General features: G+C 47.1%; 12 protein-coding genes. All 12 read right to left on the bottom strand.

Translation table 11 applies throughout. The features are described 5' to 3' along the window. Positions 1-296: 296 nt before the first annotated feature. On the bottom strand, positions 297-1,583 hold the full coding sequence (locus tag BK127_RS34565; RefSeq protein ID WP_076236868.1) for a hypothetical protein: 1,287 nt from the start codon (positions 1,581-1,583) through the stop codon (positions 297-299). Next, entirely contained in the window at positions 1,580-2,119 is a 540-nt protein-coding gene (locus BK127_RS34570) for an RNA polymerase sigma factor (protein ID WP_372237402.1), read from the bottom strand. The genes BK127_RS34565 and BK127_RS34570 overlap by 4 nt, the downstream gene beginning before the upstream one ends. A gap of 129 nt (positions 2,120-2,248) precedes the next feature. Then, positions 2,249-3,235 (bottom strand): polysaccharide deacetylase family protein, encoded by a 987-nt coding sequence (locus tag BK127_RS34575; protein WP_083689823.1) that lies wholly within the window; start codon positions 3,233-3,235, stop codon positions 2,249-2,251. A 214-nt stretch (positions 3,236-3,449) separates the two neighbouring features. Continuing rightward, positions 3,450-4,586: an alginate lyase family protein gene (locus tag BK127_RS34580; protein ID WP_256711580.1), complete on the bottom strand. Its 1,137-nt coding sequence runs from the start codon at positions 4,584-4,586 to the stop codon at positions 3,450-3,452. Positions 4,587-4,650: 64 nt separating this feature from the next. Beyond that, on the bottom strand, positions 4,651-5,688 hold the full coding sequence (locus BK127_RS34585; RefSeq protein WP_076236873.1) for a zinc-dependent alcohol dehydrogenase: 1,038 nt from the start codon (positions 5,686-5,688) through the stop codon (positions 4,651-4,653). A gap of 156 nt (positions 5,689-5,844) precedes the next feature. Next, positions 5,845-6,708, bottom strand: coding sequence for an AraC family transcriptional regulator (locus BK127_RS34590; protein WP_076236876.1), 864 nt, complete (start codon positions 6,706-6,708; stop codon positions 5,845-5,847). A 46-nt stretch (positions 6,709-6,754) separates the two neighbouring features. After that, on the bottom strand, positions 6,755-7,231 hold the full coding sequence (gene mscL / locus BK127_RS34595; protein WP_179097713.1) for a large-conductance mechanosensitive channel protein MscL: 477 nt from the start codon (positions 7,229-7,231) through the stop codon (positions 6,755-6,757). A gap of 223 nt (positions 7,232-7,454) precedes the next feature. Continuing rightward, entirely contained in the window at positions 7,455-8,108 is a 654-nt protein-coding gene (locus tag BK127_RS34600) for a YcnI family copper-binding membrane protein (protein ID WP_076236908.1), read from the bottom strand. A gap of 82 nt (positions 8,109-8,190) precedes the next feature. Continuing rightward, positions 8,191-8,862 carry a response regulator gene (locus BK127_RS34605; protein ID WP_076236881.1) on the bottom strand — a complete coding sequence of 224 codons (672 nt, stop codon included), beginning with the start codon at positions 8,860-8,862 and terminating at the stop codon, positions 8,191-8,193. Beyond that, positions 8,859-9,698 (bottom strand): sensor histidine kinase, encoded by an 840-nt coding sequence (locus BK127_RS34610; protein WP_076236884.1) that lies wholly within the window; start codon positions 9,696-9,698, stop codon positions 8,859-8,861. The genes BK127_RS34605 and BK127_RS34610 overlap by 4 nt, the downstream gene beginning before the upstream one ends. 77 nt (positions 9,699-9,775) lie before the next feature. Continuing rightward, a complete protein-coding gene (locus BK127_RS34615; RefSeq protein ID WP_076236886.1) occupies positions 9,776-11,758 on the bottom strand; it encodes an adenylate/guanylate cyclase domain-containing protein in 1,983 nt (660 codons plus the stop codon). A 131-nt stretch (positions 11,759-11,889) separates the two neighbouring features. After that, positions 11,890-13,847 (bottom strand): glycoside hydrolase family 78 protein (locus tag BK127_RS34620; RefSeq protein WP_218639064.1); only part of this gene is annotated, 1,958 nt, incomplete at its 5' end.

The raw sequence follows: 13,847 nt of genomic DNA on the forward strand, positions 1-13,847 counted from the left end.
TATTTGCTGTTGTGCTCATTATCTCTCGGTAATCGGGAGCTTAAGATGAGGATGCAAACAAACTGGAAAGCGCTTTCTAATCAACTTTAAAAAAAAGATTCAATTTATTTTCAAATAATTTAAAAACATCGGGTAAGCGCTTACCTATTCGAAATTATTATACCGTACAAACTATCATTTGGCAACTTTTTTGTTGTAAACATTTGTCTGTGAAGTTACTGCCCTTCTCCGTCTTACTGGGAAGAAGAGCAGCAAGTCACATGTGTATGATTTGTCATTTTAATAAGAGTGGAAATTCAGCTTTCTCCAAGCAGCAGCTTGCCTTTTTGCTTCCACTGTTCAATATAGGGTTCATTCACTGCCCACTGCAGCATGACGATCGACTCATCCGGTGCCAGCTTAATTTTCAACAGCGGTCTCGGAATCAATCTGCCTTCAAACGGAAATACGACAATGTTGTCGTTAGATACCACACCCACGATTTCTTTATTTGGTGAAGAGAATGCATCCTTGGCATTTGGCTGCAGCTTGCGAATTTCATCCCAGCTCAGCGGGAGCAAGTCGTAGCTAACTACGGACTGGGGAAGCTTGTAAGGAAGCGCCTTCAGCTGATATCCATAACTACTATCTGCTCCACGTTCACTATATGAAGCGATCTGTGGAGTCCATTCGCCGTTCTTGCGGGCAATCGTCCAGCTTTCTCCATTATCATCCACGGGTTCGGCAGCAGTAAGACGTGAGCCCGGGTTCTGAGGGACTTTGGTATTAAGTGATTTTAGTGAAGGCTGTACCGACTCCCCATATAATCGCTTCAAGGTCGTGTGCGGATCTTGCACAGGGCGTATGATGCCCGTACTATTTATTGAGGAGGAAGCTAATTCCTCTACTTCCTTAACCCAGGTATATTCATAGACAGAAGGTTTATTCTGATCCAGCTGCCGAATGGTTTGTGATAACGCCACATAACGATTACCTGCAAAATGAAGCTTCTCCGCCACTCTCAATGACTTGTTATAGGAGGCTGGCTGCGTTAAGGGCATCGCCCCATCTGCAGTCACGGCCTGAAGCGTCTGCGATTCTTCATTAGCGTTCAGCGGGCTGACGGATGCAATCCTCATGAAACCTGTCTTGTAGGGCATTAATATTCCGTCACCTTCAGCAGCAGTCCGCAGCTCCCCATCCTCCGGCGCAAGCAGCAGCGTACGGTAAGTACTGTGAGCAGGGCTGCTCCCGGCCGCCGGATGATCCTCGCGAAGACCAATCAGAACGGCTGAACGGACTTCATGCTCAGCTTGATCCTTGTAATAGGGCTGTGCAGCTTCTGCGTCAAAGACTGTCATCTCGTTCTTATGTACAACGATCTCATCGTGCCCGACAGACGGCACACCATCCACTGTTAATAAAATAGAAGCAGCAATAAGCACCGTACTCACGCATCCGAATACCAGCATCGATTTTTTCGCATTGCTATTCTTTTGCTCCAGGCGATCCACAATACGCTTTTGCAACTTATCGGAGAACCCATTCCTGATGAGCGGTCCGTCAGCCAAGCTTTTTTTCAACTCGTCATCAATCGGATTCATGGCTCTAAAGTCTCCTTTAACTTGGATATTTTATTGCGGGCATGAAACAATCTTGACTTTACCGTTCCTTCGCTTACCCCGAGAATATGTGCCATTTCCTTCATCGAAAGTTGATGATGAGCAAACAGGAGCAGCACCTCACGGTACTTGACAGGCAATCTGAGCACCAGCTTCCACATATCGCTGGTCGCCAGCTTGTCGATAACAATCTGTTCTGTAGAAGGCTGTTCCCCCTTTGATGGAATAAATTCCATTAAGGTCACCCTGCGATAAAAGGCTGCTCGTCTGAAATCCAAAGTCATATTGCGGGTTATCGTGAGTATCCAGGTTTTAACGGATGCCTCACTGCGAAATGTACACAAATTACGATATACCTTAATAAATACTTCCTGTGTAATATCGTCTGCCTGGTCCCATTGCCGGGTCATACTGAAAGCATAATTCCATACATCTTTACCATATGCCGTCATCAGTTCTTCCAAAATCGCTTTTTTATCCGAGCTTTCGGACAAATATTTTAAGTATTCGAAATTCATTTTGGAATCCACTACTGCCACCTCAATTATTAGACGATCTGCTCTCACCGTTCGGTTCCTAGTGAAGCATCCCGACGTCCACTCTTATTATCAGTTTACAGTTTTGTGGGCAAATGGAAAAGGATTTCTTCAACGAGCCTCGTTCAGCTGCGGTACAGTTACCATTTGGTAGCCATCCAGCTTCAATTGGGCTATCATCTCAGGAAGTGCTTCAACTGTATTATCCAGATTACCGTTTTTACCGCCAAAGCTGTGCATTAACACGATCGCACCTGGCTTCGTATGCGATTTTACATTTTGCAAAATATGGGCTGCACTGGTTCCTGCCCAATCCTTGGGATCGATGCTCCAGCCAACTAAAGGTCGATTGGATTGTGCCAGCAGCTTCTTCAGCTTGTCCGATACGGCACCATAGGGTGCTCTAACCATCGTCGATTGGACCCCGATAGTTTTTTCGATCAACACATCCGTATCTTTGATTTCCTGTTGAATACGCTCCAGAGAGAGCTTGGATAAATCAGCATGATCCCAGGAATGATTGCCGATCGCATGTCCTTCTTCGTGGATCCGTTTTAGAATTTGCGGATATTTGGCGGTTTGAATGCCTACAACAAAAAACGTCGCTTTGACTTGATTCTCCTTCAATATATCCAGAATACGCGGCGTGTACAGCTCGTCTGGTCCGTCATCAAAAGTAAGTGCTATTCGTTTGGATGTAACCGGGTCCGTTTTGGGAGCGGCCGCTGCGGCAGGCTCTGGCTTGTTGTCTGGCTGCGGCTTCTGCTGGATAGCGGGAAGCGGATTCTTCGATTCTGTCCGTAATGGCTGATCACTGGCAGGTAATGTCGCTTGACTCACGAGTGGTGTTGGTTGTTGAACTGTAATAACTGCCGGCTGTTCGTTAGCCGTTTTCGGTTGATCGTAGGATAATGACGACTGCTGCGCCTTCAAATGAGCTTCGGACGCCTCTTCCACCTGATTCATTTTGTTCTTCTCAGGCATCGGCAGCACACTGCCGGTTACGGTAAAATTAATAAGAGCCATACTGACCATACTACAAAAAGATATGCCGACAATCCACTGCTGCTTGCGTTCCTTAAAAATCGACACTGCCATTCTAATAAACCTTCCTTCAACCGTTCATCGGCCATAATGAGATCCCTACATATGACGAATGAACTCGAAAAAAAGTTTATATTTTCTGCTATAAATAATAAATTTGTCACAAAAAAGCGAACCCTGAGCCAAAGTGGCTGCAAGGATCGCTATTCGTACATATTTAGAGGTTATATTCAACCCATATACACACCTAATTACAGACACATGTTCATCATATTAACCATAGCAGCGGCTGGCGAATCGCAATATTACGACGGATCTCCATGTCGGTTGGATCGGGATCAAAACGATCCCACAGCTGAATATATGCGGGCTCATGAAGCGCAAGTCCAGCGAACAAAAGCGATGAGACCTTGGCTGGCCAGCCTTCGAAGTGCTCGACATCTGGAGGATACGGCCAGGATGCCTTGTCATTCAGATACGGATATAAGTAGGCCAATCCTTTGCTGATACCACGTCCGTCAGATAACTTAAAGGACCACAGGTTATCTGACGGTGTCGAAAGAATATGGCACAGAGTTACGAGGTTATCCAGCACAAAAATCGCATATCCATAAGGCTTCGTCCTGGCCAATTCGCGCGGAAAGCTCCCATCTGGCGCCATCTGATCGGGAAGCAGCGATTCCTTGAACCTTTGTCTGCAAAAGCTCAGCACTTCTTCATTGTGGGTAAACCATGCGAAAGCCGCTGCCTGTACAAACCAGCAAACCGCGTGATTATTATCTGCATTCATTTCCTGAATCCCGTTCTCATGTGTGGTCATCCAGGCCAAATAATCCGCGAACCACTGTTTCAAACCTTCGTAGATGGATTCCGTCATTGCGGGTGCTGCTTTCAATACTTCGATCGCAGGCGGAATATCGATGATATGCAAGGTATCAATAATCCCCACTCCTCGACCTGAACAAATCCCGGGAATTGCCTGTGCATACAAGAGATTCGGGTTCATACGTGTAGCTTCATCGAGAAAAAATTCCTTAAGAAATTGAACGGCCTTCGCTGCGTAAGCTTCGTTACCCGTCACCGCGTAGGCTGCAGCCAAATTGGCAGTATGGGTTCTCATCTGACGCAGTAACAACCGATGCGCATCAAAATTATCCGGGTTGCTCTCTCCGTCACGTCGTATGTAAGGGAGCCCATTCGCAGTCTCAGGGTTTGGCCACCAATAGTCGCCATTCGAATAATAATCATGAATGCTGCCCTCACTCTTCTCGGCAACAGCAGCTGTAAGATGAATCGGGTCAGCCTGTAAAGATTGATCGGCATGCCGCGTAATCCATCCAAGATCAAACAGGGATAGTCGCTCACTGCGGGTGGCAGCCGAAGCACTTAACTTATTTATCATCATGCATTTGTTCACTCCTTAGTAATTAAATAAGATGAGCTATCTCAGCATCCATCCGACCTCGTTGTTACTGGGATGATGTTTCACAATCAATCATCACATGAATCGTATCGCCCTTATGCTCATTGCGCAGCTTGAAAGCCTCCGCTATATTTTCCAGCTTCACGACATGCGTGATCATTTCCTCCGTATTAACCAATCCATCCAGCACTAACTGAAGGCCTCTGTCAAAATAATTACGGTTATCGATATCCCGCTTAGGCTCGGTCGAAAGGATGTCCAACCGCTTCTTGTGAACCTTGAAAAAGTCGACCGGCTTGTGGCACGTACCGATACAGCCATACATCACGATACGTCCGTTCTGACCTGCTGCGTTAATGGCGTCCACCATCCCATCTCCCTCCAGCAGGCAAGGAATCACAACATCAAAGCCATCAGGGAAATCTTTGCCGACAATATCCATTGTATTCGTATCCGGCGAAGGAATTCGGTACGTGTGAGTCGCCCCATACTTGCGCGCCAGTGCCAGCTTTTCGTCAAACAGATCTGTTACGACCAAATTACGAGGACTGTATAAGCTGATGATTTGTGTCATTACCAAGCCGCTGACGCCTTGACCGGTGATCAATACGTTTTTATGCGGGGATATATCCCCAAGCTCTGCTGCGTGAATGATGCCTGGCAGCACTTCAATTAAAGAGCCTTCGATTAACGGCAGCTCTTTGGGCAGCGATTTTACCGAAAATGGCGTGCAGCATACATATTCTGCAAAAGCACCCCAAATATAGCGCAGCGCTACATGGTCACCAACCTTGAGACCGATTACATTTGGGCCTACCTTATCAATTACGCCTGCAACCTCATGACCAAGACGAGTTGGATACGATATAAATTCAGGCTCACGGGCTCCGCGAAACACCTCCACATCGCTACCGCAAATCCCGACCCACTTCACTTTAACCCTGACTTCACCCTCTGCGGGCTCCGGGATCAACGCTCTCTTTAGCGTAATATTGCCGATCTCTTCCACAACAGCACACAGCTGTGTACCCTCGCCTTCATAATCGACCAGCTTCATCGGTGGAACCGTCATTTTTCTAACCATCTGCCCATTCTCCTTTTGTCTTGCAGATTCACCTCTACTTCTCTTATAAATTATAGAGCAGTCCACTCAGATCGAATATGGCAGATCCTCAGCAGTTTTATAACAATCCTCACTTTTGCACAAAAAACCTTCCGTCTCAGACGGAAGGACCGATGATTAGTGTTCAACTCGCCAAATATTTTCAAAATTCTGCTCCAGAACAATATCCTTACCTACCTCATTCAACAAGGACCTGCGATATTGTGAGGGTGAAAGTCCTACGCGTTGTTTGATCATTTTACTGAAATAAGGCAGCGACCAGCCGACCCTCTCGGCGATTTCGGTTATCGGCAGCGCTGTGAATTCCAAATATTCCGTAGCTTTCTCCAAACGAATTTCCTGTAAATATTGGATCGGGGTGAGACCTGTTTTGACACTGAAAATCCGTATTAAATAATTCGGATTATAGCCAAAACGCCGGGATAGCTGATCAAGCGTTATTTTCTCGGCAAGGTTTAATCGCAAATAAGCGGCTATTGGTTCATCATCATCTATATTCGCCAGCACTGTTGAATCAAGAGATTGCGCCGTTGCATTCCCCAATAGGAGTGACACCAATGTGCTCTTAAAACCAGCTTCGATCCGCAGCGGCAGTACCGAATCCGGATATTTGAGCCGCTGCAGCGACATTTTGTACCATTGTTTGATCTCTGACAAATGAGTTCCCTGGCATAAGCAGCAAGCTTGTACATTCATTAAGGCATCTAGAATAGCCTGGTCCAGCAGCCTGAATTTAAAGTCGAGAGTGACGGTCTCATCCGTGAATTGAAAGCTGTGCGAAACGCCCCGCCTGAACAAAAAAGCCGAACCCTCCTTGATCACGCTGCTTTCAGCACCTGATTGGACAACTCCCGCTCCCGAAAGTACAATAAACAACTGTTCATAATCCGCATGCTGATGAGCATCCACCCGACTGCCCTCGGCGTAATCAATCCGTGCCGTCCACAGCAGCTGCAGCTGAGAATCTCTTAAACTAATCATTCTACGCGTTCCTCCTGTAGGAATCGAAGTTCAAAGGGGATCGCAATCAGTTGGTTAGCTCGGGTCTCCTATCGGACATAGGTACTTCCTGTTTAGCCGTACAATACTTACAGCGAACAGCCTTTTCGGGAATTTCCGATAAGCATTCAGGGCAATCCTTTGTCTGCTTTTTCGGTGCGGGCTGATTCTCCTGCTTTTTGCGAAGACGGTTTAACTGCTTCACAGCTATAAAAATCACTGCTGCCACGATCAGAAAATCAAGTGCATTGTTGATGAAAAGTCCATAATTTAAAGTAGGTGCACTCGCTTCCTTCGCCTTGGCCAAGTTTTCATAATGAGTGCCATTCAAGCTGATAAACAATTCGCTAAAGTTTACTCTACCAAGCAAAAGTCCTATAGGTGGCATGACAATATCGTTCACAATGGAAGTGACTACCTTACCAAAGGCACCCCCAATAATGACCCCGATCGCCAGTTCAATCATATTCCCTTTTAGAGCGAATTCTTTAAATTCTTTAATAATTTTGGATGCCATTCACGTATTCCTCATTCCACGACATTTTTCTTTATCATAACTGATTTTTCGTGGAAGGTCGAGCAATCTCTGATTGAGGCGACCCTTCAGAGAGACTCAGGATGAATATGTCCACAGCCGCATAAACAATAAACTCCTAAACCACTTATTCTGTGGTTTAGGAGTTTATTTACATATAATTGTTAATTATTCGCTTTTTATTTGTAAAAACTTAAGCTTTTCTTTTCGATACGGCAAGAATCAATGCGACAAGTCCAAGCACCAGTGCTGCGATGGATACATACAGCGGTGCTTGTGAAGCTCCCGCAGCCGGACTTGCAGCAGCAGGAGCCGCTGTGCTATTCGCGGCAGGAGCTGCCGTCGTATTACCATGACTATCTGCAGCCGCTCCGGACGGCTTGGCACTAACCTTGGTGATCGAAGCCGGTTTGTCAGCACCTTCAGCGCCTATCCATTCAACAACGGTACCGTTTTTGTAGGTTTGATAGGCTTTCCATACGATTTGGGTCGCATTGTCGGCTACCTTACCCTGCATATAAAATTCACTAAATTCCGTAGGAGACAATCCATCTCCTGTTGCCGTCCAGGTTACGCCTGTAATTTTGCCGGATGCATCCTTGGCCAAATCATACTTCCAGCCAGGCTTTGGCTCAAATCGAGAGATCGACACCGCATCTACCGAAAATTTGACTTCAATCTTGGTGGTTGGCGATTCTTTATCCTCGGAAGGTACCCGCACGGCAAACTTTTCGTAACTGCCCTGTACGGCTGTAGGTGGTTGTACGGTTACATGAGCGCTCGCAACCCCGCCTCCCAGCATTGAGATTAACAGTCCGGTTAATAGCATGACATTCCATTTTTTCATCATTCGTTTCGTCCCCTCAGGCATCATTTGTCTTAGTATCAATGTAATCTATCTAAGATATCCTGGGTATGACTCAACTGGGCTATTTGTTATCATTATTTTGGCTAAAATGTGTCAATCCGTGCCTGATCGCATACGCCGTTAGCTGTACACGGTTGTCCAGCTCCAGCTTGGCCAATATATTTTTGATATGATTTTTGACTGTATTTTCAGTGATGATGAGCTGCTCGGCGATTTGCTTATTGCTCTGCCCACTTGATACGCAGGACAAGATCTCTACTTCCCGAGGAGAAAGGCCGCTTGGCTTAGCCAAGGATTCCGCCTGTCTGGAGGAGGAACGAAACAATTGAAATAACCGATCCGCCATCCCGCGTGAAATTTCACTATTGTCATCCAACAGCCCCTTCAAATAAACCATCCATTCATCCGGGTCCATATTTTTTAATAGATAGCCCTGCGCCCCATTCTGGATGGCCGTGAATAGATCTGCAACATCATCAGAAACGGACAGCATCACAATTCGCGTATGCGGATACAGCTGTTTGATTTTACGGGTTGCTTCCAAACCGCTCATTACGGGCATTCGAATATCCATCAGAACAAGGTCAGGCTGATGCTTACTGCACATTTCGATGGCTTGTTCACCGTCCAATGCCTCGGCTACAATCTCAAAGCCAGCTTCCTGCTCCAACAGCAGACGAATCGCTTTACGCGCCAACGGATGATCGTCCGCAATCATTACACGATAGTTCATTCAACTTTACCCCCACGTCTTCGAGGCCCGGTGACACACAGCTCCGTTCCTCCCTGCTCCAACTTCCTTACGCTCAATTCCGCGTTTAGCTCTCCAGCGTGCTTACGCATGAGGCTAATCCCATAACGATTCTGTTCCTGCTGCAGATTGTCCGTATCGTCGTAATTTTGATTGATTCCGATCCCATTGTCTCGAATCTCCAGCTTCCAGCCTTGCTCGCGGCCCGTCATTCGCAAATCGATCACCACATGATCAGCCTGTGAATGCTTGCGAATATTCGTAAACGCTTCGCGGATGATCGCAAACAGCTGCACTTCCGCGGATGGGGGCACACTTTGCTCCTGTATATCGACATGCTGCTCCACGGGGATACCACTCAGCGCACTCCATTCTTCAAGCCACGTACTCAAACGCTGACTGAAGGTAGCCCCCTCCTCTGGTGCCGTACGAAGATTGTAAATAGCCTGACGCAAATGCTGATCGATTTCCGTGACGGCTGATCGTGCTTCCTGAACATTGCCTTGTTTCAGCTGTACGTTCAGAAAAAACAATATTTGCGCAATATTGTCATGCAGTTCTTCCGCAAGCCGCTCACGCTCCTCATAAACAGCCCGCCGCGATTGCTCTGCAGCCAGACGCTCATTGGTGCGGTCAATACGGTGAAACATCCACGTGGCGAACAGATAGGATAGCAGCAGCGTCAGGAAAGTAATATATAAGTTGCCCGCTTCCATCGATAATTCGGACAATAAAAAATCATGACGAATATATTCAAAGCTGCCGATAATTAACGGTGGCACCATAATCGCCAATAGCTTTAGCTTGCCAAAGGACATCACATTCAACTCACTTTTTTAGCTTTTATCTCCATATAAGGTATTACGTATGTATGCTCCATCTTCAGCGTAAGCCTCTAGACCTCCACCGCTTTTGCCTTAATTTGCACACGCGTGAGCTGGATGACTTCATCGATCCCTTTCAGTTTTTGCTCGAACTGCTCCATTTGAACCTGATAAGATGACAGTAACGCTTGTACACCTGGTCGCTCCGAGCATTCCTTGCTGATGACGACATCTCGCCCTACGCTCAGGCCTTGAGTTCTTGCTGCCAAATTGACCGTCCGACCAAAATAATCAAGTAGCTGGTTGGAGTTCACGACGATTGCCGGGCCTTGATATAAGCCCATCTTGATGATAATCGGTGTTTCCGAAGGGTGCTTCCTGTTAAATTCGTCCACATGTGTCTGGACATCCAGTGCCGTCTTGACGGCATTCTCCGGATACTCGAACACAGCCATCACTGCATCACCAATCGTTTTTACGAGCGTTCCCTTGTTTTCATTGACCCAGCTTATCAGAAAATCAAAATGATCTCTAACCTGTCCATAGGCATGCGCATCCCCGACCTGCTCATAAAATGCCGTTGAGCCCAGCAGGTCGCTGAACAAGATCGTTACATTTTCAATCCCGACCTGCTGACCAGGAGCCAAAACCTCTGATGAAAACATACTGCGGAATTCGTGCATGGTCGTCACCTTGGATGCCGTTACTGTAGTGTCCTCCCAATCAGCCTTTTCCAACGCAACGATCACATTTTGGCCGCTGCGGTTTATAAGCTTTATTGGAGTACCTGGTAGCGGCTGCTTTATGGTCGGAATCGCCCAACCATGTTCGTCATATAGAAGCTCCATCTGCAGCGGCGATTGAACAGGTCCATCATCAGTACGAGCAGCAGCCACTTGACGGCTAGCCAGATCGGCTGGATGCTCCCTCCAACTTTCATGAGACTCTGTATAGGCAATGTTGTTCTGCTTCACTTGTGATATCACTTGCTGACGAACCATCGAGACCATTTGATTCGAGCGTAAAACCCGCAGTCTTAACAGCTCAGGTACCTCAGGAAAAGCGAACACGGCTTCCTCATCAGCAGCTATTTCCAGCTGTACATGAATATGAGGCGTAATCGACGGACCGCCAACGCAAAATATTTGTTTGTACGCACGACGCAGGTTAGGATGTACGGAAAAGCACAGCTCCACATATTTGTCAAAATTAACCTCGTAATTGATTCCACAAAAATCGCAATGATATTGAGGCTTGAGTCCTGACATCGTTTCTGCACCAGCTTTGGATACTCGGCAATTCGGACAGATCAGGTGCCAGCTTAGATTGGTAATGCCAAGCTTCGTCGCGTAAAGAAACATGCGCAGCAGCGCTTCCCGCTCCATATCCCAGCTCTTCGCCAGCTTGAAGGGACGCATATCTATCACCTGATCGTCTCCGCTAATCAACAAATGCTCCCGAAGGCGCTCACTCATACCGGAATCCCCTGATACCTTCTGAAGCTCAGTGAGCAGACGATCAAGCTCTTCCGTATTTACCTTATAGCTTGCAGCTTGCTGGGGCAGCAAATGGTCCTTTTCGTGCTCCTTTAACTGCAAGTAGGTTTGTAAATATTTTAATGTTTTGCGCATCGAGCTGACTCCCACAATCGGTATAGCTGCAAGTCCAAGCACATTCGCAGGTGTAAATTCAGCAAACAGCTTAACCTTGGTGGCCCTGGAGCCATCAGGCAGCACAGTATCCGCATCCTCCAGCTCAATACCGCCCCAGAAACGCTTTAGCGGCCCGCCGCGATATTCGCGAACTACATCGTAACGAACATGTTTCACCCATTGAAATGGGTGCTCCTTCCAGCGCGTGGGGACAACCCCTGCTACCTTGGCAGACAGCTCCTGAAAAAAATCGGTATTGTGAAAATGAAAAGAGGTAGAACGAATCGGAAAGAGTCCAATGACCCGATTTAAATGTTCTGTGTTGCTCAACAGCTCCCACACTTTGTCTCGTGATAAAGCATATTCTTGTTCGTATACGTGTCTTTGGGCAGGCAGTGGCATCTTGTTTCCCTCCGTCAATTGCGCTCTTTCCATTATACACCATACACCAGTCTGGAACTAAGCTTCATCATTTCAATTTCATACGGTATAACGCAACAAAATGAACTTCAGACTACAATAACATTTATTGTCTATTCTTTCCTCACACTGCTGGTGAATTCCGTCCATGGATTGCTTACCCTGATTGTACGAGCTGCTGTTTCCACATGTCCATTCGACCAAACCGCCCTGAATTGAAATGTATATTCCTGATCAGGTAAGCTTTCAAAATCACTCCGATACATTTGTGCTGTCCAATCGGTTAAATTAGTAGATGTCAGCACGCTTTGCAATTCTGTATAGGTCATGGACGCATGAACCTGCGATGCCTTTTCATTCGTCTTGGCTTCCAGCACAAAAGCCTCTCCTGACCAAAACACCTCCACTGGCCGAGGACGTTCATCCTCTCCTGATTTTAATCGGTTATAGGCTTTGCGATTCAGGTCCCATTGCGCGGTATGACGAACAAATCCTTCCACGCTCAAATCGCCCACTTGCACAATTTTGGTCATCGTATCGGAAGCACCATATGGGTCTGTTGCTGTCAGCGTAACCACATAATCACCGGGATGATAATCCGTAACAGAAGCTGGGATCAGCGCATTCGTCGTGACTTGGATGGAATGGTAATCAGGTCCCTCGATCTGCCATTGAAAAGTGAGCGGATCCCCATCAGGATCGGTCGATTGGTTGATCAGTGTAATGGTATCCCCTTCAAAAGCTGGCTTAGGCGTCCAATCGAAATCTGCATGTGGCGGCCGATTGATCATCATCCATGTTTGCGGTGACCAATTCGATTCAGCCCCATATTGATCCCACACCTTGACTCTAACCCGCATCTTTTGCCCGGTTGGCAGATCAACGGGAACTGTCATTCTCCCGGTTGTTGAGGTCGTATTCTGCCATGTTTTCCCCGAATCGTAAATCATCACATCATTGGCCTCGTTTGTAATCTGGATCTCATACCAATACAGCACGTACCCGATATCCGGATCGGTTTGATGCCATGTTAGCTCGGGCCGCAGCGTATTCACGATGTTTGGAGCAGCTTGCGTTCCGTAAGGGAAGGTCATATAGGCAACAGGCGGACTGTTCGTAGACATCCAGCCGATGTTACTCCAATCGGACCACGATTCTCCATCGCTGATTTGTACCTGGACAGAATATTTTTGTCCCATCGCTAGTGGTGTTTCCATCGTCCATGCCCAGCTTGTTAAGGGCGTACTCATGTCACGATTAGTAACGCACTCTACCGGATTGTTCGATACGTCGTATACACATAAATTGAATGTAGAAAATATCGTGTTCGGATCGATATCGGCCTGATTCCAAGTCAAGGTAGGCTGCAGCGAAACGTGTGAAGGCTCGGCGTAGGTTCCATTCGGGAAAGTTAGCCATACCGTCGGTGGATGATTCGGCGCTACCGGCTGATCGATTTGGATGGTCTGAACGTACCAATCCGACCAGGCTTTATTTTCGTCTCGAACAGCCATAGCAACGGTGTATTCCCCACCCTCTAAGGGTCTGACAAGCTTACTATCCTTCTTCACACCGGATGGGGTGATATAGTAAAACTTCTTGGCATAAATCCCGTTGTTGGCTGCAAAGTCTGGCTGACAATTGCCGTGTGCATAGCAGCGGTCTGGATCAAAGCTCAGGTCCGTCCATCCTACCGTTCCATCCGGTTCGATATGGAGGGTAAATGGCGCTTCGGGTATACGATGCACAATTAAATATTGCTCGTAATCCTCCGAATATTTGCGATACGAATCAAAAGCGGCATTGTCAGGCCTTGGATTATCCGGTACGCGATATTTGAGCTTATATAAACCTACCTTATCGAACTGTGGAACGGGATTGGTCACGGTTTGACCATGCATCGAAGATAAGCCGAAATTCGCATCATAAGGTGCCCAGGTGTAGGTTAGGAATCGGCCAGGATCTACGTGGTCAAGGTGCCACTGCGTTCCCGGTGCGTACATCGCATCCCTTTCCGGATCGTCATAGGTAGTTTCATACGTAATGGGTGTATTCACGATCGCAGCGCCCG

Source organism: Paenibacillus sp. FSL H7-0331 (genome assembly GCF_001956045.1).

What these genes read in the sequence shown, in the direction of transcription:
- BK127_RS34565 (WP_076236868.1), bottom strand. Translation starts at nt 1,583, where the DNA reads ATGAATCCGATTGATGACGAGTTGAAAAAAAGCTTGGCTGACGGACCG.
- BK127_RS34570 (WP_372237402.1), bottom strand. Translation starts at nt 2,119, where the DNA reads ATGAATTTCGAATACTTAAAATATTTGTCCGAAAGCTCGGATAAAAAA.
- BK127_RS34575 (WP_083689823.1), bottom strand. Translation starts at nt 3,235, where the DNA reads ATGGCAGTGTCGATTTTTAAGGAACGCAAGCAGCAGTGGATTGTCGGC.
- BK127_RS34580 (WP_256711580.1), bottom strand. Translation starts at nt 4,586, where the DNA reads ATGATGATAAATAAGTTAAGTGCTTCGGCTGCCACCCGCAGTGAGCGA.
- BK127_RS34585 (WP_076236873.1), bottom strand. Translation starts at nt 5,688, where the DNA reads ATGGTTAGAAAAATGACGGTTCCACCGATGAAGCTGGTCGATTATGAA.
- BK127_RS34590 (WP_076236876.1), bottom strand. Translation starts at nt 6,708, where the DNA reads ATGATTAGTTTAAGAGATTCTCAGCTGCAGCTGCTGTGGACGGCACGG.
- BK127_RS34600 (WP_076236908.1), bottom strand. Translation starts at nt 8,108, where the DNA reads ATGAAAAAATGGAATGTCATGCTATTAACCGGACTGTTAATCTCAATG.
- BK127_RS34605 (WP_076236881.1), bottom strand. Translation starts at nt 8,862, where the DNA reads ATGAACTATCGTGTAATGATTGCGGACGATCATCCGTTGGCGCGTAAA.
- BK127_RS34610 (WP_076236884.1), bottom strand. Translation starts at nt 9,698, where the DNA reads ATGTCCTTTGGCAAGCTAAAGCTATTGGCGATTATGGTGCCACCGTTA.
- BK127_RS34615 (WP_076236886.1), bottom strand. Translation starts at nt 11,758, where the DNA reads ATGCCACTGCCTGCCCAAAGACACGTATACGAACAAGAATATGCTTTA.